General features: G+C 36.4%; 25 protein-coding genes. 6 read left to right on the top strand and 19 right to left on the bottom strand.

What is annotated here, in order from left to right:
* Nucleotides 1–65: 65 nt before the first annotated feature.
* Nucleotides 66–251: a TIGR04139 family peptide modification target gene (locus AC27VX_RS17140; protein ID WP_488696839.1), complete on the bottom strand. Its 186-nt coding sequence runs from the start codon at nucleotides 249–251 to the stop codon at nucleotides 66–68.
* A gap of 656 nt (nucleotides 252–907) precedes the next feature.
* Between AC27VX_RS17140 and AC27VX_RS17135 the strand changes: the two genes are divergently transcribed.
* The 5 genes from AC27VX_RS17135 to AC27VX_RS17115 are packed head-to-tail and all read left to right on the top strand — an operon-like array spanning nucleotide 908 to nucleotide 3,601.
* On the top strand, nucleotides 908–1,438 hold the full coding sequence (locus AC27VX_RS17135) for a DUF4303 domain-containing protein (protein ID WP_488696837.1): 531 nt from the start codon (nucleotides 908–910) through the stop codon (nucleotides 1,436–1,438).
* Nucleotides 1,439–1,466: 28 nt separating this feature from the next.
* Nucleotides 1,467–2,003 (top strand): DMP19 family protein, encoded by a 537-nt coding sequence (locus AC27VX_RS17130; protein WP_488696835.1) that lies wholly within the window; start codon nucleotides 1,467–1,469, stop codon nucleotides 2,001–2,003.
* A 26-nt stretch (nucleotides 2,004–2,029) separates the two neighbouring features.
* Nucleotides 2,030–2,575: a hypothetical protein gene (locus tag AC27VX_RS17125; RefSeq protein WP_488696833.1), complete on the top strand. Its 546-nt coding sequence runs from the start codon at nucleotides 2,030–2,032 to the stop codon at nucleotides 2,573–2,575.
* A gap of 47 nt (nucleotides 2,576–2,622) precedes the next feature.
* Complete coding sequence (locus AC27VX_RS17120) at nucleotides 2,623–3,102, top strand: hypothetical protein (RefSeq protein ID WP_488696831.1); 480 nt, start codon at nucleotides 2,623–2,625, stop codon at nucleotides 3,100–3,102.
* On the top strand, nucleotides 3,080–3,601 hold the full coding sequence (locus tag AC27VX_RS17115) for a hypothetical protein (protein ID WP_236857616.1): 522 nt from the start codon (nucleotides 3,080–3,082) through the stop codon (nucleotides 3,599–3,601). Before AC27VX_RS17120 ends, AC27VX_RS17115 begins: the two co-directional genes overlap by 23 nt.
* Before the next feature lie 88 nt (nucleotides 3,602–3,689).
* On the opposite strand, the gene AC27VX_RS17110 is transcribed toward AC27VX_RS17115, so the two are convergent.
* The 4 genes from AC27VX_RS17110 to AC27VX_RS17095 form a co-directional block, all read right to left on the bottom strand.
* Nucleotides 3,690–4,634 carry a transketolase family protein gene (locus AC27VX_RS17110; protein ID WP_236857617.1) on the bottom strand — a complete coding sequence of 315 codons (945 nt, stop codon included), beginning with the start codon at nucleotides 4,632–4,634 and terminating at the stop codon, nucleotides 3,690–3,692.
* Nucleotides 4,635–4,650: 16 nt separating this feature from the next.
* On the bottom strand, nucleotides 4,651–5,304 hold the full coding sequence (locus AC27VX_RS17105; protein ID WP_236857618.1) for a hypothetical protein: 654 nt from the start codon (nucleotides 5,302–5,304) through the stop codon (nucleotides 4,651–4,653).
* A gap of 8 nt (nucleotides 5,305–5,312) precedes the next feature.
* The gene (locus AC27VX_RS17100) at nucleotides 5,313–6,167 is read right to left on the bottom strand and encodes a transketolase (RefSeq protein ID WP_262912535.1); all 855 of its coding nucleotides are present in this window, start codon (nucleotides 6,165–6,167) and stop codon (nucleotides 5,313–5,315) included.
* A gap of 106 nt (nucleotides 6,168–6,273) precedes the next feature.
* A complete protein-coding gene (locus AC27VX_RS17095) occupies nucleotides 6,274–6,792 on the bottom strand; it encodes a hypothetical protein (protein WP_236857620.1) in 519 nt (172 codons plus the stop codon).
* Nucleotides 6,793–7,112: 320 nt separating this feature from the next.
* Here AC27VX_RS17095 and AC27VX_RS17090 point away from each other — a divergent pair, with 320 nt between their 5' ends.
* Complete coding sequence (locus AC27VX_RS17090; protein ID WP_488696828.1) at nucleotides 7,113–9,353, top strand: reprolysin-like metallopeptidase; 2,241 nt, start codon at nucleotides 7,113–7,115, stop codon at nucleotides 9,351–9,353.
* Between the two features lie 139 nt (nucleotides 9,354–9,492).
* On the opposite strand, the gene AC27VX_RS17085 is transcribed toward AC27VX_RS17090, so the two are convergent.
* The 14 genes from AC27VX_RS17085 to AC27VX_RS17020 all read right to left on the bottom strand — a co-directional run bounded on the left by AC27VX_RS17085 (nucleotide 9,493) and on the right by AC27VX_RS17020 (nucleotide 23,443).
* The gene (locus AC27VX_RS17085; protein ID WP_236857622.1) at nucleotides 9,493–11,055 is read right to left on the bottom strand and encodes a sodium:solute symporter; all 1,563 of its coding nucleotides are present in this window, start codon (nucleotides 11,053–11,055) and stop codon (nucleotides 9,493–9,495) included.
* Between the two features lie 170 nt (nucleotides 11,056–11,225).
* Nucleotides 11,226–11,513, bottom strand: coding sequence for a GNAT family N-acetyltransferase (locus AC27VX_RS17080; RefSeq protein ID WP_236857623.1), 288 nt, complete (start codon nucleotides 11,511–11,513; stop codon nucleotides 11,226–11,228).
* Nucleotide 11,514: 1 nt separating this feature from the next.
* Complete coding sequence (locus tag AC27VX_RS17075; RefSeq protein ID WP_236857624.1) at nucleotides 11,515–11,910, bottom strand: OsmC family protein; 396 nt, start codon at nucleotides 11,908–11,910, stop codon at nucleotides 11,515–11,517.
* Nucleotides 11,910–12,128 carry a (4Fe-4S)-binding protein gene (locus AC27VX_RS17070; RefSeq protein WP_236857625.1) on the bottom strand — a complete coding sequence of 73 codons (219 nt, stop codon included), beginning with the start codon at nucleotides 12,126–12,128 and terminating at the stop codon, nucleotides 11,910–11,912. The genes AC27VX_RS17075 and AC27VX_RS17070 overlap by 1 nt, the downstream gene beginning before the upstream one ends.
* A 1-nt stretch (nucleotide 12,129) precedes the next feature.
* Nucleotides 12,130–12,708 (bottom strand): TMEM175 family protein, encoded by a 579-nt coding sequence (locus AC27VX_RS17065; protein WP_488696824.1) that lies wholly within the window; start codon nucleotides 12,706–12,708, stop codon nucleotides 12,130–12,132.
* Nucleotides 12,701–13,240, bottom strand: coding sequence for an NADPH-dependent FMN reductase (locus AC27VX_RS17060; RefSeq protein WP_488696822.1), 540 nt, complete (start codon nucleotides 13,238–13,240; stop codon nucleotides 12,701–12,703). Before AC27VX_RS17060 ends, AC27VX_RS17065 begins: the two co-directional genes overlap by 8 nt.
* A 24-nt stretch (nucleotides 13,241–13,264) precedes the next feature.
* Complete coding sequence (locus AC27VX_RS17055; protein WP_488696820.1) at nucleotides 13,265–14,164, bottom strand: pirin family protein; 900 nt, start codon at nucleotides 14,162–14,164, stop codon at nucleotides 13,265–13,267.
* Between the two features lie 60 nt (nucleotides 14,165–14,224).
* Nucleotides 14,225–14,536 carry a GNAT family N-acetyltransferase gene (locus AC27VX_RS17050; protein ID WP_488696818.1) on the bottom strand — a complete coding sequence of 104 codons (312 nt, stop codon included), beginning with the start codon at nucleotides 14,534–14,536 and terminating at the stop codon, nucleotides 14,225–14,227.
* Nucleotides 14,537–14,728: 192 nt separating this feature from the next.
* Nucleotides 14,729–15,604 carry a pirin family protein gene (locus AC27VX_RS17045; protein ID WP_488696816.1) on the bottom strand — a complete coding sequence of 292 codons (876 nt, stop codon included), beginning with the start codon at nucleotides 15,602–15,604 and terminating at the stop codon, nucleotides 14,729–14,731.
* Between the two features lie 121 nt (nucleotides 15,605–15,725).
* Nucleotides 15,726–17,129 carry an MFS transporter gene (locus AC27VX_RS17040; protein WP_236857631.1) on the bottom strand — a complete coding sequence of 468 codons (1,404 nt, stop codon included), beginning with the start codon at nucleotides 17,127–17,129 and terminating at the stop codon, nucleotides 15,726–15,728.
* Nucleotides 17,130–17,269: 140 nt separating this feature from the next.
* Nucleotides 17,270–18,112: a hypothetical protein gene (locus tag AC27VX_RS17035; protein ID WP_236857632.1), complete on the bottom strand. Its 843-nt coding sequence runs from the start codon at nucleotides 18,110–18,112 to the stop codon at nucleotides 17,270–17,272.
* A 267-nt stretch (nucleotides 18,113–18,379) separates the two neighbouring features.
* Entirely contained in the window at nucleotides 18,380–20,065 is a 1,686-nt protein-coding gene (gene asnB / locus AC27VX_RS17030; RefSeq protein WP_488696813.1) for an asparagine synthase B, read from the bottom strand.
* 319 nt (nucleotides 20,066–20,384) lie between these two features.
* Entirely contained in the window at nucleotides 20,385–22,052 is a 1,668-nt protein-coding gene (locus tag AC27VX_RS17025; RefSeq protein ID WP_488696811.1) for a GLPGLI family protein, read from the bottom strand.
* Between the two features lie 185 nt (nucleotides 22,053–22,237).
* Nucleotides 22,238–23,443 carry an RsmB/NOP family class I SAM-dependent RNA methyltransferase gene (locus tag AC27VX_RS17020; RefSeq protein WP_236857635.1) on the bottom strand — a complete coding sequence of 402 codons (1,206 nt, stop codon included), beginning with the start codon at nucleotides 23,441–23,443 and terminating at the stop codon, nucleotides 22,238–22,240.
* Nucleotides 23,444–23,653 lie beyond the last annotated feature (210 nt).

Raw genomic sequence — 23,653 nt, 5'->3', positions numbered from 1 at the left:
CTTATTTATAAAGGGAGGACTTATTTTCCTCCCTTACATAATATGTATTTACTTTGTTATTGAGTTTAGCCGATGTATAAAGTTGATTTGCGTTCATGATCAATCCATGTTTCTTTATCATATACTTCTCCATTATTTGTAGAAACATAGTTGATTGCAGATTCTCCACCACCTTTGATAGATTGTAGACTTTTCATTTTTTTGTTTTCTAAAGAAGAGAAATTGCTCTTCATTCCATTTAATTTTTTCATTTTGATAATTTTTTAGTGTTATATAAAATTATTTGTGTCATACAATCCCTGACATTGGGGTGAATTATTCTCATGCTTATCATGCACTGTACATATACAATTTAAAGATCTAGAATAAATTTCGTCAACGTTGATGTTTTCAAAACTATAAATAATTAGATCATTTTAAAGTGACAATTATTGTATATTATGTGCATATTTCTGTATTGATTTTACTGGTTTATCCATGTATTTTGTACACATTCAGATCAGAAAACTGAAGGGAGATTTAATAGAATGCCAAAAATCAAAGTAACTGAAAAAAAGGGGCTGTCGAAAAGGAGTAAAATATTAATCAATACAATCAGGAATACTAATATTTTCTATTGTACACAATAATCCATTATCTACGATAGTCGTACAATTATTATAGGCAAGTATAAAAATCGTATTTTCAGATTGTCTGTTTCAACAATTAAAGTAAGGAATTTGTCCTCATTTTTTACAATACTAATGATATGATTCTCTGACTGCTCATGTGTAGCAATGAAAACAAGCATTAATTACAAAATGATATAGCCATAATCATGAAACTGGCTATACTTTTATGAAATATAACATACTAATTTGGTAGGATAAGGGTATTTTTACCGCCCATTTTAAAATAGAAGAGGAATATGGATTTTGAAATTTTGAAAGGGCAGATAGAAAATGCCGCTAAAAAAGCCTTCTTGGAAATGTATGAAAAACATGGTACAGAAGGTATCTGCAGTTTTGCATTGTATAGTGATGAAGGAGCTATGACGGTATGTCCTGCAACCAATACTTTAGAGATGCTTGAAACAGTGGATGAGGATGATATTCTTTATTACAAATATGAGCCTGCTGAATGGGCTTATGAAATGGAAGGTGCTCATCATGAGTTTGAGGAAATTTGTACCCGGCTGAGAGCCGCGCTTGATGAGAATGAAGAAGATGATCAATGGTTTGGGGATTTTCAGGCCCAGCTGTATTCTACATGTATTGAAGTGCTGGAAAAGCTTAAAGATGAGAACTTTTTTATACAGATCACAGGCAAAGATATTTTCGTCACTTTTACAGTTTCAGACTATGAATTTCAAAATGAGGATCTGGAAAAGATCATTATCAGACTAAATGATAATGAATATAAAAATGAATATCTGGAGTGGATGGCGACATGGCATTAAAGAATAAAACAACACCTTATTATATAATATGAAATCAGATAAAATAATTGTTTCGGATACCTCTTATAAGAGCAGTGATCCTTACGATTTGATTCTTTCTAATATTTCTGTCGTTAATCTTCTGAACGAAGAGGGAATTGATGCAGAAAATATACATGATGATTCAATAACCAGCTACTATATAGACTATTATGCAGGTCAGTACAGTAATGGGAATTTCTCTCAGTTTGTATGGAATTCCGGATGGTCTCCAGAACTTAATAAAATGATTGGAGTAGGTTTAAAGAAAATAGGAGCAGAAAAACATCTGGAGCTTTTTCAGGAACAATGCTCAAAAGTAGAGAGGCTTCAAGAAAGTGAACTTCAGAAGTTTTTGGAAAGTGAGTATTTCGGTCCCAACAAAACAAGGGATGCTTTGAAAAACGATACATTTTACAGTCTGGATGAAAACATAACCGAGCTTCATTCTCAATGGCTAAAGGAGCATCCGGATCTGAAAGTACTTACCGTTGATGAGATGTTTTCTGAACTGGAAAAATGGACCGGACATATAATAGACAGATAAACTCTAAAAATGAATATTCTATAGATATGGAAGATCTTAAAAAACTCAATATTGAATTTAAACATTATCTTGGCAAGATCAGTTCACAGCTTACCGAAGATCTGATTCATCTCCTGAAAGGGGAATCTGTAACGTACCTTAACGAGAATACTAAGGCTGATGTCAAAGCTTTTTATTTTGAGTATGAATATGATTATCTGAACATCATATCCTGGGGAGTAGATGCTACAGGCAGAATGGCTTCAAATAAAATATTTCTTCCTGCAAAAAAGAATCAGACTACAGAAGGAAATAGCGAATGGACCGCCCTTATCCCTGAGAAAATATGGACTGCTGCTGCAGAGTTTCAGGATGAATATGAAGACGATGATCTGGATGAGATTCTGGAGGAATATGATGAGGAAAAGTATCTGCTGTTTGAACAATGGTTTTTCGACTGCTGGAAAAAAGCATCAGCACAGACTATGGTAAAAATAGATGCCTATTTTTCAATTCATGACTCCTATTTCAGAACAGATTTAAATACATTGAAAATCATCAATGAAGATGAGATTGCCCAAAGGCAGTACTAAGGTTACAGACACACTCAATCAAAACAAAAAAAAATAAATATTAAATTATGAATAACTATAACTTTTATAAGAAAGAAGGTAACCAGTATATTTTTAAAAATCAGCCGGTTTTTGTCGCTGTCCTTTCTCTCTTTTTTTTGGTAGTAGCAGGCTTTACTTTTAATAGTGTAAGGATTATGAGCCTTATTCTTATTGCCCTTGTGGTTCTTATTGTAATCAATTTTTTTACCAAGAAGTTTATCATTGATATGGATCAGAAAACCATTACAGGGAAGCATACTGTTTTTGCCTCAGCGAAGACGTATTCAATACAGGATTTTACCAATTTTGAAGTAATAGGTACTAAATATTTAGGCCTTTTTACAGTCAATGTAGCCCTTTTTATGCATTTTGAAGTCAACGGAAAGCAGGAAAAGCTTACGATAGGGCAGGCTGTTACCCACAAAGGGATACAAAAAATGATCAATGAAACAGAAGATATTATGAACATTAATGAGGCTGATAATGAACGTAACAGACCGGTATAAATTTGAAAACAACGGAAGCGAAATAAGCTTCATGCCCAATTACAGTTTCCTGCGTACATTGGTGTGGTGGCTGGGGCTGGGGGTAATTGCTCTTCCGGTAATGACCTATTACTTTCGGGATAAAATGTCCGAAGAATATTTTAAAGTTGCTTTGGGACTTTGGGGTCTTTATATGGCTTATTTCCTCTTTGATCTGCTTTTCCATGTGCCTGTGAAATATACTTTTGATAAATCAGAAAAGTGTATTTACAGAAAGCAGATTTTCTCTAAGAAAATTATGAATTTTGATGAGATGACCTATTTTGTGCATGATGAAAGCGGAGGTTATTATTACTCGATGGGAAAAAAGAGAAATCAGTTTGTAAAAAATTATAGGATCAGCAACTATTTTTCAGGATCAAAAGCTTCCAACAGAAGGGAAGATGAATATATAGAAAAGATTTTATGTCCGGTGCTGGAAGCCATAGGAGTTCCGTTAAACAGGACACGAGAATCATAAGCGGGGTTAAAAACAATAATAACTAATGAAAACAAAACTCCGGCGGTTTCGAAGAAACCGCCGGAGTTTATATATAAGCTAGCTTATATTAAGCTAAAATTCTTTTGACAGCTTCCTTCACTGCAGCAGCATCAATCTTATACTTCTTCATTAGTTCAGCAGGTGTTGCAGACTCTCCGAAAGTATCATTTACAGCTACAAACTCCTGTCTTGTAGGTCTTCTTCTTGCAAGCATTCCCGCAACAGATTCTCCTAAACCACCAAGGTAGTTGTGCTCTTCAGCCGTTACAATTTTCCCTGTTTTTTCAACAGATTTTAAAATAATCTCTTCGTCAAGAGGTTTGATCGTGTGGATGTTGATTACCTCACAAGAAATACCTTCTTTTTCAAGCTCATCAGCCGCTACAAGAGATTCCCATACAAGATGCCCTGTTGCAACAATTGTCACATCAGTACCTTCCTGAAGCATAATTCCTTTTCCAATTTCGAAAGGCATATCTTCAGGGATGAATACAGGAACAGTAGGTCTTCCGAATCTTAAATATACAGGACCTTCGTGCTCAGCAATAGCAATAGTAGCCGCTTTGGTCTGGTTGTAATCACAAGGATTGATTACCGTCATCCCAGGAAGCATTTTCATCATACCGATGTCTTCCAATACCTGGTGAGTAGCCCCATCTTCTCCTAAAGTAAGACCTGCGTGAGATGCACAGATTTTTACATTTTTATTAGAATAAGCGATAGACTGACGGATCTGGTCATATACTCTTGATGTAGAGAAGTTAGCGAAAGTTCCTGTGAAAGGAATTTTTCCTGTGATGCTAAGACCTGCTGCAATACCCATCATGTTAGCTTCAGCAATACCTATCTGGAAGAATCTTTCCGGAGCTTTCTCAATGAATTTCTCCATTTTCAAAGAACCGATAAGGTCTGCACAAAGTGCTACTACATTAGGGTTTGTATCAGCAAGTTCAGCTAATCCTGCTCCGAATCCTGAACGAGTGTCCTTTTTTTCTGTATATGTATATTTCATTTTTTTCTATTTAAATTTAATTAGGGGGAGTATAATAAACACCGCTAGATTTGAAATTTTGTGATTTTTTACGTTCCAATTCATTGTTTTTCTTGATGTCATTCTCAATATCGTACCTAATTTTGAAATTGATATTGGCTATTTTCTTTAGTTCAAATGACATTTTACCTTTTTCATTTTTAATGCCTATAATTAAACCTTTGGGAAAAATAACCTGTGAAAAAGGAATGCCTGTCATAAAATTTAGTAATTCTGTATTATTTATAGCATTCTCACTATCAATAAGTACGCGGAAATAAATTTCTTTGTTTTTCAGAATTACATATTCTTTACAGGTAAAGCCATTTATATCTGTGGCTCCTTTATTCTCGTTGTATAAAATTTCATAGGTATTTACAACATCTTTAACCTCAGTATTATAATCAGAAGCTACTACTAAATTGAAGGTCTTTTTGATGCTCCCTCCATAATAGTTGGATTTTCTGTTTTTTATAATCTCAATATTATATGGAATGTCTGCGCTAATTTCTTTTATTATCATTTCATTATCCTGATCCACATATACTTTATTATCATTTTGATAATCCAGTTCATATTTTAAAATCACAGAACGCTGGCTCCATAGTTTGATGGATATGAATAATAGTAAAAAAAATAATTTAGCTTTCACTTTAATAATTAATAATCTGCCGGAGCTTCTAAATACAATTGTTTGAATGCCGTATCCAACTGCTCGTCGTTAGGAGCTTTACCATGCCATGCGTGAGATCCCATCATAAAATCTACACCTGCACCCATCTCCGTATGAAGGATAATTACAACTGGTTTTCCTTTTCCTGTTTCTGTTTTTGCTTTCTCAAGAATTGCAACTACAGCTTCAAGATCATTACCGTTCTTTTCTTCCAAAACAATCCATCCGAATGCTTCAAGCTTAGCGTGAAGATTACCCAGGCTTAATACATCATCAGTATCTCCGTCAATCTGACGCCCATTGTAGTCAATAGTAGAGATAATGTTATCTACTTTTTTAGCAGCAGCATACATCAGAGCTTCCCAGATCTGACCTTCCTGAAGTTCACCATCTCCGTGAAGCGTGTAAACAAGAGACTTATCACCATCCAGTTTTTTACCTTCCGCTACACCAAGAGCTACAGAAAGTCCCTGTCCAAGAGAACCTGAAGCGATTCTGATACCAGGAAGCCCTTCATGGGTAGTAGGGTGGCCCTGTAACCTTGAATCTAATTTTCTGAAAGTGCTAAGTTCTTCTACCGGGAAGAAGTCAAATCTTGCCAAAGTAGAGTAGAATACTGGAGAAATGTGCCCGTTTGATAGATAAAAATGATCTTCATTTTTTCCTTCCATTGTGAAAGGAAGCTTATAATTCATTACCTTTCCATAAATGGCTGTGAAGTATTCCGTACAACCTAAACTTCCGCCAGGGTGTCCTGAATTTACAGCATGAACCATTCTTAAAATGTCTCTTCTGATCTGCGTAGTAAGAGATTTTAACTCTTCAATACTTTTACTCATTATATCTGATTTATTTGCACGCGAATTTACAATTTTTTAACGGCTTATGGAAATGCAAAAATCCGGATATGAAAACCCGGATTTTGATGTGTATGCATATTTCACTGTTTTAGCAGCCTTCATTGACATAAACTTTGATTTCCGTGACAATATTATTCACAAATCTAAACGTAAGCTCTGTTCCTGCATCATAATCTTCAATATTAAAGTATCCCGAATCTTTCAGACGCTTGCCGTTATCATCATACTCCGGACGAATGCTGAATGTAGGATAATTTCTATAGGTGTTAATAAGTTCATCTCTGGTACTCCCAACTCCCATTCCGCTTTTTGTTTTAAATTTTTTACTGGTTGTGGTCATTCCTGTGATCGTAATCGCATCAGGCTTGGCATCACCTCCATATCCCTGGTAAACTTCCACGCTGATAAGCTCTCCATTATATTTTACAAAATTCTTTTTCTCGCTGTCAGAAATTTTAAGAGAAGTACCCGAAATTTTTTCTGCTTCACTTTTGTCCATAAAGATTTTATAAGGTCCGATTCTTAAAGTGGAGACTTCAAAGTTTTCCTGAGCATTTATAAAGCCAAATAGTAATACAAATGCGAAAGTTGAAATGATTTTTTTCATAGTTTTTTGGGTAGTAATGAGTTATTATTTTCGTTCATTTACTGAATTCAAAGATACTTAAAAAGTATCTTTTACAGGTATCGCCGGAATCAGTGATATTCAGTGATTTCTGTATTTCGAAAGACTTTAATTGTATGATTAGTATTGAGCGTTTTATGTAATAGTGAGTGTTTTGTGTTTTATTTAATTTTTTTTGAATAAATTTTACTATTTTTATCAATATTTGTAGTTTAAAATGTTGTTTTTTTACAGCAAATGTATTTTTTTTTATGTTTTTAACCCATTTAACTATATTTTGTGAAACTCAAACACCATGAATTATGAAAATTAAAAAACTATTGTCTCTGGGGATATTTGTTTTATCCATTTCCCTGGGAAAAGCACAGGATTTTTTTACCTCAATCAGCGAAAGGTCCATTAAAGCAGACCCAAAAAGCAGAACGGTACAGCCCGAAAAATTTCTTACTTATCATCTGAACGTGGCTGCAATGAAAAACTATTTTAACACAGTTCCGGAACTGGGTGATAGTGATTTTAAAGATAAAGCTCCGATTATTGTGCTGCCAATGCCCGATGGATCAAAAGCTAAATTCAGAATTTGGAAATCATCAGTAATGGCTCCTAAACTGGCACAGCAGTTTCCTCAGCTTGTTACCTTTACAGGCCAGGGAGTTGACGATCAGTATGCTACGATAAAACTGGATTTTACAGAACTGGGATTCCATGCTCAGATAAAATCCGTAGTATCGGGGGATACCTACATTGATCCTTATGCAAAACAGGATACTAACAATTATATTATTTATAAGAAAAGTGATCTGATTGATAAAAATCCGAGAATATGTGGATCGAAAGATGAGGAAGCTCCATTAGAAAAAAAAAATGCACAAAAAACCGTCACTCCAAGCGTAGGAACTCAAATTAGAATCTTCAGGTTTGCAGTAGCATGTACGGGAGAATATGCAGTGGCAGCAACGGGCTCTGCGACACCAACAGTCGCTCAGACTTTATCAGCTATTGTAACCTCTGTAAACCGGGTAAACGGAGTGTACGAACAGGAAGTTGCTTCAAGATTAATATTGGTGGATAATGAGACCAATGTTATCTTTACAAATGGTGCTACTGATCCTTTTAATGGAAATGATAATGCCAATACATTAATTAATGAAAGCCAGACTCAGATTGATTTGCTGATAGGAAACGCAAACTATGATATTGGACACACGTTCAGTACAGGCGGCGGCGGACTGGCCGGATTAGGTGTTATCTGCAACAATTCAAATAAAGGAAGAGGAATTACAGGTTCACCAAATCCTGTAGGTGATCCTTATGATATTGACTACGTGGCCCACGAAGTTGGACATCAGTTTGGAGGTCCGCATACTTTCAACGCAACAACAGTAAATTGCGGTGGAGGTAACCGAAGTGCAGCGAATGCCGTAGAACCCGGAAGCGGAATTACCATTATGGCCTATGCAGGTATTTGTGGAGCAGCAAATAATTTAGCAGCAAATAGTATCGCTATTTTCCATACGCGTTCTTTTCAGTCTATCACTACAAAAGTGCAGTCAACAACGTGTCAGGTGACATCTCCTGTTACCAACACAGCTCCCGTTGTAAATGCAGGAAACAATTATACTATACCTAAGGGGACACCGTTCAAATTAACTGGTTCTGCAACAGATGCTGAGAACAATGCACTTACCTACTGCTGGGAACAGAACGATGCAACATCAACAGGAGGAAACTGGAATGCTCCAGCAGGAAATTCTCCGATTTTCAGATCTTTTTTACCAACAACCGTGCCTTACAGATATTTCCCGAAAATTACTGATATCATCAATAATACCACTACTATAGGTGAGATTTTACCATCGTATGCAAGAACAATGGAGTTCAGATTAACAGTAAGAGATAATAATCCGGGTTGTGCGGGAGTTGCCAACGATGATGCTAGTATTGTTGTTGATGGGAATTCAGGGCCATTCACAGTGACAGCACCGGGTACTGCAGTAAGCTGGACAGGCAACAGTACACAGACCATAACATGGAATGTAGCAAATACTGCTGCTGCTCCTGTAAGCTGTGCCAATGTAAGTATCTATCTTTCTACTGACGGAGGCTTCACTTATCCAATCACAATTTTAGCTTCTACACCTAATGATGGCTCAGAAACCATCACTATCCCTGATGTGAATACAACACAGGCCAGAATTATGGTGGCAGGAGAAGGAAATGTATTTTTTAATATTAACCCTGTTAATTTTACAATTAATAAAGAAGTCTTAGGCGTTAATGAAATATCCGGAAATAAAGATGTATTTGCGGTATATCCTAACCCAAGCAAGGGAATCCTTAATATTAAATTTGCTAAACAAAACGAAACATACGATGTTACAGTATATGATGTAAGCGGAAGACTGGTATTCACTCAGCAGAATAATAAACTTAATCAGGATAAAATAGGGACTTTCAACCTTACCGAACTGGTAAAAGGAAATTATTTAGTTAAAGTTAAAACCAAAGACTTTGAACAAACTGTAAAGTGGATTAAAGAATAAACAATTTTTAAATAAACTAATTGGGTAAAAAAAGCTGTTTTCACACATTGTGAAAACAGCTTTTTTAATTATTTAAAAATATAATCTTTCTATTTTAGATCAATTGAACTTGCTCTTTGGTTTTAGTCAGAACTTATAATTATTTTACAAGTTTCAGATACTGCTTGTTTTTCACCAGCCAAAGACCAATAAACGTTAGCAGCCCGTTAAGAACAATCAATTCCACGCCAATTCTGTAATCAGTGTATGTTGTAACGGCCAAATTGATAAAATAAGTAATAACAGGGGCTAAAATGGTAACCGCAAGAATAGAATACTTTCTGGAAATCTGAAATTTCGTAAAAATCCCAAAAGCAAAAAGTCCTAAAAGAGGTCCATATGTGTAACCGGCAATTTCCATGATCAGATACACAATAGATTTGTCATTCAATGCTTTGAAAATCATAATTAAGATGAAGAAAACTACAGTGAAAATCAAATGCACTTTCATCCGAAGGTGTTTCTTTTCTTTTTCTGTTTTCGTCTTATCTTCATTAAGGTTAAGAAGGTCTACACAGTATGAACTTGTTACTGCAGTCAAGGCCCCGTCAGCAGAAGGGAATAATGCTGAAATAAGTCCGATAATAAAAATAATGGAAATAAACATCGGGAAATATCCCTGAAGAGATAAAGCCGGGAAAAGGTCATCCCCCATGATATTTTTAATATTGCCTGCTGAATCTTTGAACCCAAAAATATTAGTTACCGTCTCAGCGTTTATTGTTCCATATTCTGCACCGTTCTGAAGTGCAAAAAGATATAATAATCCACCTAAAAACAGGAATGCCAGATTCACAATAAGTAGAGTTCCTGCGAAAGTCAGCATATTTTTCTTTGAATTTTTAAGGTTATCCACCGAGATGTTTTTCTGCATCATTTCCTGATCCAGACCTGTCATCGCAATAGTAATAAAAATTCCGCCTAAAATGGTTTTAAGGAAAAATGTCTTGGAATTCGGATCAAAATTGATGAAATGCGTGTAATTTTTCTGCCCTAAAATAGTATAAGCTTCCCCAAAAGAAAGATTTAGATTCGAAAGAATAAAAATAATACAGGCCACCAAACTGATAATCATGAAAGAAGTCTGTAAAGTATCAGTAATCACAATCGTTTTTACCCCTCCCTCAAAAGTATATAAAAGGACCATCAGCAAAAGGACCATCGAAGTTACCCAAAACGGAACCCCTAGACCTTCCAGTAAGAAGATCTGCAATACATTGACTACAAGGTATAGCCTTGCTGTAGCACCAATTGCTCTTGAAATGATAAAAAATATTGATCCTATTTTGTGAGCTTCTACATTGAATCTTCTCCCCAAATAGGTATAAATGGAAGTCAGGTTCATCTTATAATACAATGGCAGTAACACCGCAGCCACAATAAAATACCCGATGAAAAAACCAATCACCATCATATAATATTCAAAACCTCCGTAGATATACTCGGAGCCGGTCATCTTACCTACCGTTCCCGGAACTGAAATGAAAGTAACCCCACTAAGGCTGGTTCCTATCATTCCGAATGCCACAAGCCACCATTTGCTTTTCTTGTTGCCGATAAAAAATGACTGGTTATCAGAATTACGGCTGGTAAAATAAGAAATCACCAAAAGACCGATAAAGTAGATAAAAACAAATAGCAAAAGGATAGTTCCTGGATTCATGCTTTAATTTTAAATTTTAGCAAATATATAAAAAAGATCACTCGTGAATCGTGAATTTACTTCACAGTCAGTTTTTATAGATATATAATCCCGTTTTGCTGAACAATAAAACAAAAAACCTTTCAAAATTTACTTCTGAAAGGCTTATATGGTAAGGGGTGGAAAAGTGATTAATTCACCAAAACATCCTGAATATCCTCACTCTTTTGAAAACTCGCTTTCGCAAAAGGGCAGAGGGGGATAATCTTTTTCCCGTTCTTCCGGGCAAAATCTACAGCTGCCAAAAGCATTTCTTTACCTACACCTTTTCCGTTGTAGGCTTCTTCCACCTCCGTGTGGTCAATAATAAATCTTTCTTCTCCTGCCCAGGTATAAGTCATCATTCCTGCGCGTCTTCCGTCTATGAAAGCTTCAAAACTTCCGTGTTTTTCGTCGTTGTTTTGTTTTACTTCGATCATACTATGAGAATTTAGTTAATATTTCTATGTCGTTAGTTAGTATTTTATGAACAGGGCAGGCATCAGCAATAATGTGCAGTCTTTTTAGCTGCTCATCATCCAGAATCCCTTCAAAGGTGATATCTCTTTTGAAAACTGCTCTTTTGGTGAGTGGATAATTTTCGAGTTCTACTTCCACATGGATATTTTCCACATCCCATTCTTTCCTTTCGATATACATTCTGAGAGTAGCAGCTGTACAGCTTGCCAGAGAAGTGGCCAGAATTTCCAGAGGATTGAACCCTTTATTCTGTCCGCCTTTATCGATAGGCTCATCAGTAATGATCTGGTTTTCGCCAGCCGTTACCTCCGTATAATATTTTGTTTTTCCTAAACTTGCTTTTACCGTTACCGCCATTATTTTTCTGTGTTGAATTTATAACTTAATGCTCCGGAAGGGCATTGGTCTATCTGCTCTTTAAGTTCTTCCGGGGTTGCATTTTCTGCCTTTATCCAGGGTCTCTCTTTAGGATTGTAGACCTTTGGAAGCATTTTTACGCATACAGTTGAGTGGATACACTTCTGGGGCTGCCAGATGACAGTGATGGGACCGTTGGTATATTCGTGTATTTCCATATTAATTTTCTTTTAATGATTTTTCGATTCTTCTGTCCGGAATCAGCCATATGAGCGCCACGATATAATAAAAACCTATGGCAATATAAGGATAAAAAAAAGAAGTTGCTATGCCGAGTACATAAAATATAATCGATATATATTCTTTAGATTTTGAATGTATAGCCTCTTTCAGCTGTGAATTTTCACCTTCATACCTTATAATCAGATTTTCCAGAATAGTGTAGGCAATGGCGGACATAATGAGCACCATTCCATAAGCTGCAACAGGATTTTCTGCAAAACCGGTTGTTCCGATCCATTCCGTAGCGATAGGCATTAGGGATAGCCAGAATAAAAGATGAAGATTAGCCCAAAGAATACTGCCGTTAACCCTCTTTACCGTTTGAAACAAATGATGGTGATTGTTCCAATAGATTCCTATATAAATAAAACTGAAAATATAAGCCAAAAACTTTGGGAGAAGAGGTTTGAGGCTGGTCCAGGTATTCCCTTCCGGTACTTTTAGCTCAAGCACCATAATGGTAATAATAATGGCAAGTACACCATCACTGAAAGCCTCTAATCTCCCTTTAGTCATTGTTTTTAACCTGGATTTTAAAATTTTCTATTTTGTTCTTCAGGTCTGTAAGCATATCAGGGTTGATCACTCCGCTTTCCATATCAAAATTTTCATAGAATTTAGGGAGTGAAAAAGTATCCCTGATATCTGCTGCAAACTGTGGGAAAAATGTCTTCGCCGTATTCATTACATTTCCTCCGCCATAGCCTCCCGGAGAAGTACTCATCAGAAACATAGGTTTGTTTTGAAATACCTTTACATTGATTCTTGATGCCCAGTCAAAAATATTTTTAAAAGCAGCGCTGTAAGATCTGTTGTGCTCAGCAAGAGAGCAGATAATAACATCACATTCTTCAATCACTTTTAAAAACTGATGAGCGTTGTCCGGAAATCCTTTCTTTTCGAGATCTACAGAAAAAACGGGCATCGTGAAATCGTTGAGGTCAATCAGGTTGATTTCCTGATCCTGAAAATCCCGCAGTACAAACTTTACCAGTTCTCTGTTGATGGAGGTGGAAGAAGTGCTTCCTGCAAATGCTAATATTTTCATGGCTTTTGTCATCCGGTACGGATATTATTTTCTGTTTAAAATGGCTTTTGGAAGCGGAACATATTCCTGGTCATCACCTGGTACCAATGGAAAGGCTTCGTGGTTCTGGTCGTTCCAGTTTACTTTAGCCTGATCAATCACTTCCTTATCAGAATTAACGAAGTTCCAGAATATAAAACGTTCTTCATCAAAAGGCTCGCCGCCGAAAAGATAAACAGTACCGTTTTCACTCATCTCAAACTCACAAAGCCTGGTATCTTTGGCGATCATCAGCTGTTTTGAACCATAAGAATTTCCATCAGCAGTTACCGTTCCGTCCAGAACATACATGGCTGCCTCCCCATAAAGATCTTTACCAATGCTTACTTTTTTCGCTTCTTTGGTTTTGATCTCAATAAAAAATAATTGGCTGTGTACAGGAACAGGAGATATTCTTCCGAATGCTTCACCCGCAATTAATTTATATTGAATGCCGTCTTCTTCCCAAACCGGAATATCATCCGCTTCAATATGGTGGAAGGTAGGCTCTGCCTGTTCAAGATGCTTGGGGAGCCCTACCCAGATCTGAAATCCGTGAAGACTCTTATCACTGTGCCTTAAATATTCAGGAGTTCTTTCAGAGTGTACAACCCCCTTTCCGGCAGTCATCCAGTTCACGGCTCCCGGTTTTATTTCGACGGAACTTCCTATACTATCTCTGTGGAAAATAGACCCTTCCAACAGATAGGTAAGTGTAGACAATCCGATATGCGGATGTGGAGGTACATCAAGATTCTGATAATCTTTTAATTCAGACGGTCCCATATGATCGATGAAGACAAATGGTCCCACTGCTCTTTTTTCCCGGAAAGGAAGAAGTCTTCCTACCAGAAAGTTTCCTATATCAGCCGCTTTTTCTTCTATGATAAGTCCAATATTTGACATAACGATGTGATGCTTTTTAAAATTTTACTGTATTTAAATTGATAGAGGTCACGAAAAAATCTAAAGTTTATTATATCCTTCAAATGTTTCATCAACGAGGCGTTTCCATTCAGGATGTTTCTTAATAAATGCAAAAACATAAGGGCAGAACGGAAGAAGCTTTTTACCACTCTCTTCAATGTAATTGAGCGTTTTTTCCACTACTGCAGCGGCAGCACCTGAGCCAGCCAGTTCCGGGTCTGCTTCAGTATGGATCAAAGAGATCTGATGCGTTTTCTCATGGTAATCAATAAAAGCATAATGTCCATTGACATTGATTTCAAATCTTTTATCCGCTTTTACGAGAGGTATATTTTCAAATTCTGATTTCATATTTCTGGTATTGAAAGTGGTCTGCTTGTAATAGAGTGTGATATGAAAATAGGAATAGATAAACCTTATAGATTTCTAAAGCCTATCAGGTTTATCCTCCATATCAATCTTACTTTATAAGTAACCCAACTTAATGATATATAAAGTTAATAAAAAAAGGAATAATCAAAGATTAAGATAAATTTAATTCTTTTAATCCTCAAGATAACCGAATTTTCCGGTATTGAAGTCTTCAAAAGCCTGCATGATTTCCTCTCTGGAATTCATTACAAAAGGTCCGTGAGGATAGATGGGCTCGTTGATAGGCTCTCCGCTGATGATTAAAACGACTGTATCTTCTTTCGCTTCAATAGTAAACGTTTCTCCTTTATTTTTAAATAAAGCAAAGTGATCTGTCTTCACATGGTCTTCACCATTCAGCATAATATTTCCTTCAATCACTAATGCTGCAGTATTGAAATGAGCGGGGAAACTAAAATCTGCTTTTCCACCTGCTTTCAGCTTTGCATTCATCATATGTACTGGTGTGAAAGTTTCTGCAGGACCTTTTTGTCCGTTATATTCACCGGCAATTACTTCTACAAAACCATTTTCACCCAGATCTACTTTTTTCATGGTAGAATTTTCAATAGCCTGGTATTTCGGAGTGCTCATTTTATCTTTTGCCGGAAGATTCACCCAAAGCTGAACCATCTGGAAGATTCCTCCTTTTTTTGCCCATTCTGTTTCATGGTATTCTTTATGAAGAACTCCTTTGGCTGCAGTCATCCATTGTACGTCACCCTCTCCGATAACGCCACCCCCGCCTGCGCTGTCATGATGTTCTACTTTACCGCTGTAAGCTATAGTGACCGTTTCAAAGCCTCTGTGAGGATGAACTCCCACACCTCTGGGTCTGTCTGAACCGTTGAAATGAAATTTTGAATTATAATCAAGCATAATGAACGGATCCATTCTTTTCATATCCAATCCGGGTACGCCGGGAATAAAATTATGAACTCTAAAACCATCACCTACAAAATGGGCAGGTTTTGGAGATACTACGATTTGTACTTTCTTTGTTGCCATCACACTGTTGATTTTTTATGTAAACAAAATTACCATACTTATAAGTGAAAAGCATTGATCTGTGTTAAGTTCGTAGGATGATGAAGGGAGGAAATAAGTTCCTGTGACTTTTAATGTTCCGCTAATCCTCTTTTGATTTCATATTCTTTCCATCCGAAATATGCAGTCTCCTGAAAACCAGGCCTGACAGGATAGTCAATATTCCGACCGTAAGAAATGTATAACGGAATGCATTGTGAATTTCACCTCCGATGAGATCTGTGTTTTCAAATAGTTTTAAAACAATGAGCCCGAAAGCGATTCCAAAGCCGATAGCAAGCTGTTGATTAACGGATATAAGAGAATTACCGCTGCTGGTCTGAAAATTCCGCAGATCTGCAATGGAAATGGTGTTCATTGAAGTGAACTGGATAGAGTTGAAAAATCCTAATACTGCAATAATAGGGATAAACCAATATAAAGAAGTGTGAATATCAGGAATGGCAAGCAGGCAGATCAGGGTTCCGATAATGAAGGTATTTACCATCAGGGTCTGACGGTACCCATATTTATCTAAAATTTTAATAACAGATGATTTCCCGAAGATGGCGGTTAATGCCATGGGAGCAATGATCCATCCTGACGTCACTGCCGATTGTTTGTAAGCGATCTGAATCATCAGTGGCAGCAGCAGAGGAACGGAGCTTATTCCTAATCTTGTGGCCAGATTTCCTACAATTCCTACCCGGAATGTTCTTACCTGAAACAGATCTAATGGGAAAATAGGATTTCCGCCTCTTTTTGCATGCTTATAATAGTAATATAAAAACAGGAAGCCAAGAATAAATACAAGTAAAACCGGAGATATATTCTGCATATCTCCGAAAAGTTCCAGAGAAATGGAAAGCAGAAGAGAGGCCGCTGCAAAAATTAAAAAGCCTTTTAAATCAAAATCTACAGAATCAGATTTATAATCGGGCATAAATTTTAATCCTAAAAGAATTCCTAAAAATCCGATTGGTATATTAATCAGAAAGATCCAGTGCCATGAAAGGTAATCTACCATGTAACCTCCTACAAGCGGACCTAGTACAGGCCCTATAAGAGCGGGAATAATAGCAAAGTTCATGGCTTTAAGAAGCTCGCTTTTATCAAAAGTTTTAATCAATGCTAATTTCCCTACAGGAGTCATCAGGCTTCCTCCAACTCCCTGAATAACCCTCGAAATCACCAGATGGGTAAGGTTTTGAGATAATGAACAGAATAAGGACCCCAGACTGAACAGCACCAATGAGATGATAAATACTTTTTTGGTTCCGAAACGGTCTGCGAGAAATCCACTTGCAGGCATGAAAACAGCTAATGTAAGAACGTAGCTGATAATGGCATTCTGCATATTGAGAGGAGATTCATTGAGATCTTTAGCGATCGAAGGTAAAGACGTGTTCAGAATCGTTGAATCCAGCATCTGCATGAAAATGGCGGTGGCCAGAATCAGGGGTAATATTTTCTTTATGGATGTCTGTTGCGGGCTTGTTTCTGTCATTTTGTATAGGCTGGAATCGGAAGATTTCCAGACTTATTTTTATTTTGAAGAAAATGCTTGCTTTAAGCGGTTTGATCTTTAGATAAAGAAATCCATATAAAATTAAAAAAGTCCTGCGAGATTTCACAGGACTTTTTGATTTATTTTCTAGGTTTTTCTACTCCTTTCCATTCATCACCAGCTTTTCTATACTGGCTCAGGATAAAGGTTTTGAAATCCTTTGTTTTGTATTCTATATTATCGGTATTTTGTTCAAACGGCATTATATAGTAATATTCAATATCTGTTTTGTCAGATTTGTTTCCTTTTTTTACAGTAGGAACATACTTTGAAAACTTATAGCTAGGAAGATATTGTTTTAATCTTGCGTAGAAAGCTTTATCTTCTTTTTCATTAGGAATGATATCGACAATGTTTAAATCATCTTTTTTCTTATCTACCCAAAGATAATAGGTTTTTTCTTCACCCATATTTCTGTTGACAGAGTTGAAAGCAAACAGTTCTTTCGGTACCAGTTCTTTGATCTTTTCCGGGTCTACCTTTGTGTAGAATTGTCCTTTGGAAGGGTCTACATAGGTTTCCAGATTATACATCAAAACAGAATTGTTTTCAAAATTTTTATTTTTAAAATATTGATTTAAAGATAATTCTGCAGTAGCTCTCAATTCTTTGCCGGTAGCATCCAGTTTTTTTGTTGGATTCTGAGGGTTTACTTTTTTTACAAACTCATATAAAACGACAGGTTTTATATCTTTAAGGTGAGGATACGTTTTCAGCTGCTCTGCCTTTACAAGCCAATAGAATTGTTGATAGTAGTCATCTTTATCTGCATCTTTCACACTTTTATAAGCTAAAGCAAGCTTTTTTGAACTCAGGTATTTACCATATTTTCCCTGTCCAAAAGCTAAACTGAAGGATAATATGGCAAATAAAACAGTAAGGTTTCTTCTCATTTTTTTATAATTGATATTTTCGTTTTCCAAATATAATTATTTATTAGATATTATTTTTGATTGTCAGTGAATTTATGTCGATATTGTTGCTGTTAATTCAAAAGAAAATCCTGTATTGCTACAGGATTAATAATTATTATACTGAAAGTTAGCTCTCGGACAGGCCTGAAACAATATTCAGATATTGAAAATGAAAAGGTGACACATCATTTTAAGCATTAAGATTTAAACCTTGAATGTCAATAGTGAATTTACTGTTCACGATTGATCATCCATATTCATTTTCGCTTTCAATTTTTAACTTTCCATTTTCAACTCATAAGAAGTTTCATGCACCTTTACCGCTCTTCCGCTGGGATCGTTCATCTTTTTGAATGCTTCATCCCATTCTAAAGCGGTAGGAGTGGAGCAGGCTACTGAAGGTACAGAAGGTACGGTGGCAGCAGAGGTTTCACTTGGGAAATGTTCTTCAAAAATAGTTCTGTATCGGTATTCCTCCTTATTTTGAGGAGTGTTTAGCGGGAATCTGAATCTGGCGTTGGCCATCATTTCATCGCTTACTTCTTTTTCTGCGACTTCTTTTAAAGTGTCAATCCATGAATAGCCTACACCGTCTGAAAACTGTTCCTTTTGTCTCCATACAATAGATTCGGGAAGGAGATCTTCAAAGGCTTTTCTCAATATCCATTTTTCAATTTTTCCTTCTTCAGCACTGATCATTTTATCTTGTGGATTAATGGTCATGGCAATATCCATAAACTCTTTATCCAGAAACGGAACTCTGCCTTCAATTCCCCAGCTCATCAGGGATTTGTTTGCCCTTAAGCAGTCATAAAGATGTAGTTTTCCTAATTTTCTTACGGTCTCATCATGAAATTCTCTGGCATCAGGAGCTTTATGGAAATATAAATATCCTCCGAATAACTCATCAGCACCTTCTCCGGAAAGGACCATTTTGATTCCCATTGATTTGATCACCCTTGCCAGAAGATACATCGGGGTAGATGCTCGGACGGTAGTTACATCATAGGTTTCCAGATGATAAATGACATCGCGTATAGCATCCAGCCCTTCCTGAACGGTAAAGTTAACTTCATGGTGTACAGATCCTATATGTCTGGCTGCCTTTTGTGCTGCTGCCAGATCCGGTGATCCTGCAAGACCTACTGCGAAACTGTGAAGCCTTGGGTACCACGCTTCCTGTGTGTCTCCACTTTCAACTCTCTGTCTTGCAAATTTTGCAGTAATTGCTGAGATCACTGAAGAATCCAGCCCTCCTGAAAGTAAAACTCCATAAGGTACATCACTCATCAATTGTCTATGGACAGCATCTTCAAGGCCTTTTCTTAATGCTGAAATATCGGTTTCGCTATCTTTTACGTGATCAAAACTTTCCCATTGTCTGGTATACCATTGCTGAAGTTCACTACCATCTCTGCTGTACACAAGATGCCCGGGAAGAAATGTCTCAATTGTTCTGCAAACACCTTCCAGGGCTTTAAGCTCGGAGGCAACGTAATAGTTTCCGTGTTTGTCCCAACCCTGATAAAGCGGGCAGATTCCCATATGATCACGTGCGATCAGATAAACATCATTTTCGGTGTCGTATAATGCGAAAGCGAAAATTCCGTTCAGCTTTTCAACAAAGTTTTTTCCGTATTTTCTATAGAGTGCCAGAATAACTTCACAGTCAGACTGAGTCTGGAACTCATAATCTGTAAATTCTTTTTTTAATTCACTATGGTTATAGATTTCACCGTTTACGGCTAATACTACTTTTCCGTCTTTTGTAAATAAAGGCTGTTTTCCTGAGGTAGGGTCTACAATGGCTAGTCTTTCGTGAGAAAAGATTACTTTTTCATCCTGAAAAACACCACTCCAATCCGGTCCTCTATGACGGATTTTTTTTGACATTTCCAAAACCTGAGGTCTTATTATTTCAGTTTTCTGTTTGGCGTCAAATAAACATACAATTCCACACATATTCTTATTATTTATGAAACAAAAGTAGAACGGACATTTATAAATAACAATGAAAAATGTTTAAAATAGAATTTTATTAATTAAATAGTTGTTTTTGAAGAAAAATATCAACTATATGTATCAATTGTGATGATTTTGATTGATTTTTTTCGCCGCACTTATATTAGTGTTATTTCTATACAAAATAAAAATGACATATTTATTAATGTATGGTAATTTATTATACAAATATTAACCCTTACTTTGTGGCTCGAAATAATTTTTTTTCATCATTTGTGTTTTTACCTTCTTGCAATTCTCATGCAAGAAGGTTTTGTTTTTATTGGATCCCAAGCAGAGTTCCCGAAACATTCCATGAGCTGAAACTTGTTCCTTCTGTAGGACCTTGTGGAATCTTTACCTGGATGGTATGTTTTCCGGCTTTTAAATCTCCAAGAGGAATCAAATTGGGATTGGTAACCGTTCCAGGGCACCAGTTTGACCTGCTGAGATCTGACGATGAAAGTCCGTCCTGAAAGTTCCCTGAAGCAGGGTTGTATAATCGGTAGGAGCCGCAGTCTGTTCTCCATGGTAAAAATGAAAATACAGATTGCCCATCTATAAAAATAGAATTCATTTTGGGAACGAATTCATCTCCGTTTTCCCAGCCTCCATGTCCCGTAGTGGTATATCTTAGCTGAGCATTTTTCAGATCTTTCTTTAAAGTGAAGTCCATGAAAAGGCCCTTTTGCTGATTGAACATTGTAGAGTAGTCCTGCCCGGCCATTTCCATAATATTCAAAGTATTGAATAAGGGGATAGCCACATTGTTTTTATAAACATTCTGGTCGCTTTTATGAATCGTAACTTCAAGGCTGACTCTATGACCTCCTTTATCATAGTTTCCGATAAATGTACCCACCCAAAGTTCTTTTCCGGATAAAGAGGGTTTTAATTCTGTGATGTCCTGCCGGTAAGGACTGATGGTCTGCCAGTTTTTTCCCTTAAGCTGAATATGGTTGAACTGCTGGATTCCAAATGCGGTAAAGAACCGCATCATTTCCGTGGCAGGGGTATAATTTTCTGTGGCAATTACTCCAAAGTATTGTTTCCCGTTTCCATTTTCGAAGACCGGAAGTGTTTTTGCTCCTTTTTCAAGTCCGTCAAAAAATGACTGTTCTTTATCCTGAGGAATGAAAAATACAGTTCCTGTTCTGTCATAAGCATCTCCATTGGATTGCTGTTTCAGTTCTACAAAAATATTTTCCTCTTCTGTGATAGTAGGGAATTTTACTTTTTTAAGAATAATAGTTCCGTTAGCATATCTTTTTATCTGATCATCGGATTTGGAAGCATCAGAGAAATTGATCGTTTCATTTTCAAAAATGCTTAGTGTTGTGAATCTGCTTTTCCATAAAAGATCTTTGTATCCCAGCTGATAAGTAGTCTGGATGGTGCCTTTTATAATATTTTCTATTCCGGTGTTTTTAATCTTTTTTATTGAGCTGGCGGTAATTAAAGAGTTTTTATTTCTCTCCACCTCCAGAACAAGTCCTAAATTCTGCCCAAGGACTGATGGCCCGCCCTGCAGTTTCAGATCATTCGTATACCAGATTTCAATGGTGTTGGAATTTACCTTGGTAATTGCCTTTTTACAGGTATATCCTAAAATTTTCTTTGTTTCATTGGTAAGCTCAAAATTCTGCTTTCCTACAGATTCTTTATCTGCGGCAGAAATAATAGATCCGGGTTTTAAAAAAGCGTAAGAAACAATAGTGTTTCCGGGTTTCTCCACTTTGGTGATTTCAAAAGGGTAACTGCTTTTTTGCTCTTTAATGATAGTGCTTAAAATGTAATTTTCTTTTTCGTCAGCCCAAACTATTGTGGAAGGCTGATCTGATAGTAGCTTCCCGTTATACGAGCTGCTATATTGAATTTCATAGGTCTGTGCAGAAAACAGACAGAATAAGAAAACAGCCAGAAAATTGAAGACAGTTCTTGTATGCATATAAATGAGTTTACTGCAAAGTTATCTTAACTTTTCACAGCATCAAAACAGGTTAATCTATATAATAAGTAGACAACCTAATTGAATTGTTACAAAAAATGTTACAAAAACTTTTTTCCGGATGTATTCATAAAAAAGACTACTCTAAAAATAGAGCAGTCTTTGTATGTTATATTGTATTAAGATTAAGAAACTCTCTCAATCAAAGCCATATAGAATCCGTCATACCCTTCACTTGGCATTACTTTCTGATCCTTGATCATTCTGAATCCAGGATTGTTTTTGATGAATTCTTCTACCTGCAGATTATTTTCAGAAGGAAGAATAGAGCAGGTAGCATATACCATTTGTCCTCCTTTTTTCAACATTTTAGAATAATCCTGAAGAATCTGTTGCTGCTCTTTTTTAATTCTGTCGATAAAAGCCTGATCAATTTTCCATTTACTATCAGGATTTCTTTTTAAAACTCCCAGACCAGAACATGGCGCATCAATCAATAGTCTGTCAGCTTTTTCATGAAGACGTTTGATTACTTTATTATCAGAAATCATACGGGTTTCAATATTGTGAGCTCCGGCTCTTTTAGCACGGCGTTTCAGCTCTGCCAATTTCCACTCGAAAATATCCAGTGCGATGATCTGTCCTTTGTTTTGCATTAATGCTGCAAGGTGGAGTGTTTTTCCACCCGCTCCTGCACATGCGTCTACTACTCTCTGGCCTTCTTTTACATCCAGGAAGTATCCGATTTTTTGTGATGAAGCATCCTGTACTTCAAATAATCCCTCTTTAAAGGCTGTTGTTAAGAAAACGTTCTTTTTTTCTTCCAACTGAACAGCATCAGGATAATTTTTAATTGAGAAGGCTGTTACTCCTTCATCTGAAAGGTCAGAGATCAGTTCTCTTGTTGTGGTTTTTAAAGAATTTGCTCTTAAAACTGTAGGAGCCTGCTCGTTTAAGGCAAGCATTTCTCTTTCCCAGCTGGCACCTAGTTCTTTTTCCAGTGTTTCAGCTAGCCATTCAGGTATAGAATGCTCGATAGCTTTGGTAGGCACTGTATTTTTTTTAAGTTTAGTAAGAATGTCCGCAATTTTGATTCCGTCAAATTCTTCAAACTTTTTATAATTGGTTTTGCTCCAAAGAAGGTAAGCAATGATAAGTTTATAGATGTTGTTAGGTTTTACCCCTTCTCCCATATAATACTCAATACGTTTCTTCCAACGGATAATATTGTAGAAAATTTCAGAAACAACAGCTCTGTCCTGGCTTCCCCATTTTCTATTAGCTTTTAAAAGTCTTTCAATTACTTTATCCGCATATTTATTTTTTTCGAAAAAGGTTTCCTGTAAAGCATCGTGAATTCCGATCGCTAAGTTTCTGTGAATAAGTTCCATAAATTTGCTTCGCTGTTTTGAATCTGCAAAAATACGAATTAAAGTTGAGAGTTTGGGATTTGGAGTAGGAGAGTTTGATAATAGGAGGATTAGAAGGGGAAATTGAACGTGGAAAATTGAGCGTTTAAAGTTTAAAATTCAAAATAGAGATTGATTAGTCTGAATAATAAAAGCTGCTGATTTTGCCGTTTCAGTCTCTTGTTCCGTATT

The sequence above is a fragment of the Chryseobacterium sp. 14P4.3.2 genome, from assembly GCF_057799275.1.
This window is presented reverse-complemented; position numbering and strand designations above follow the sequence as displayed.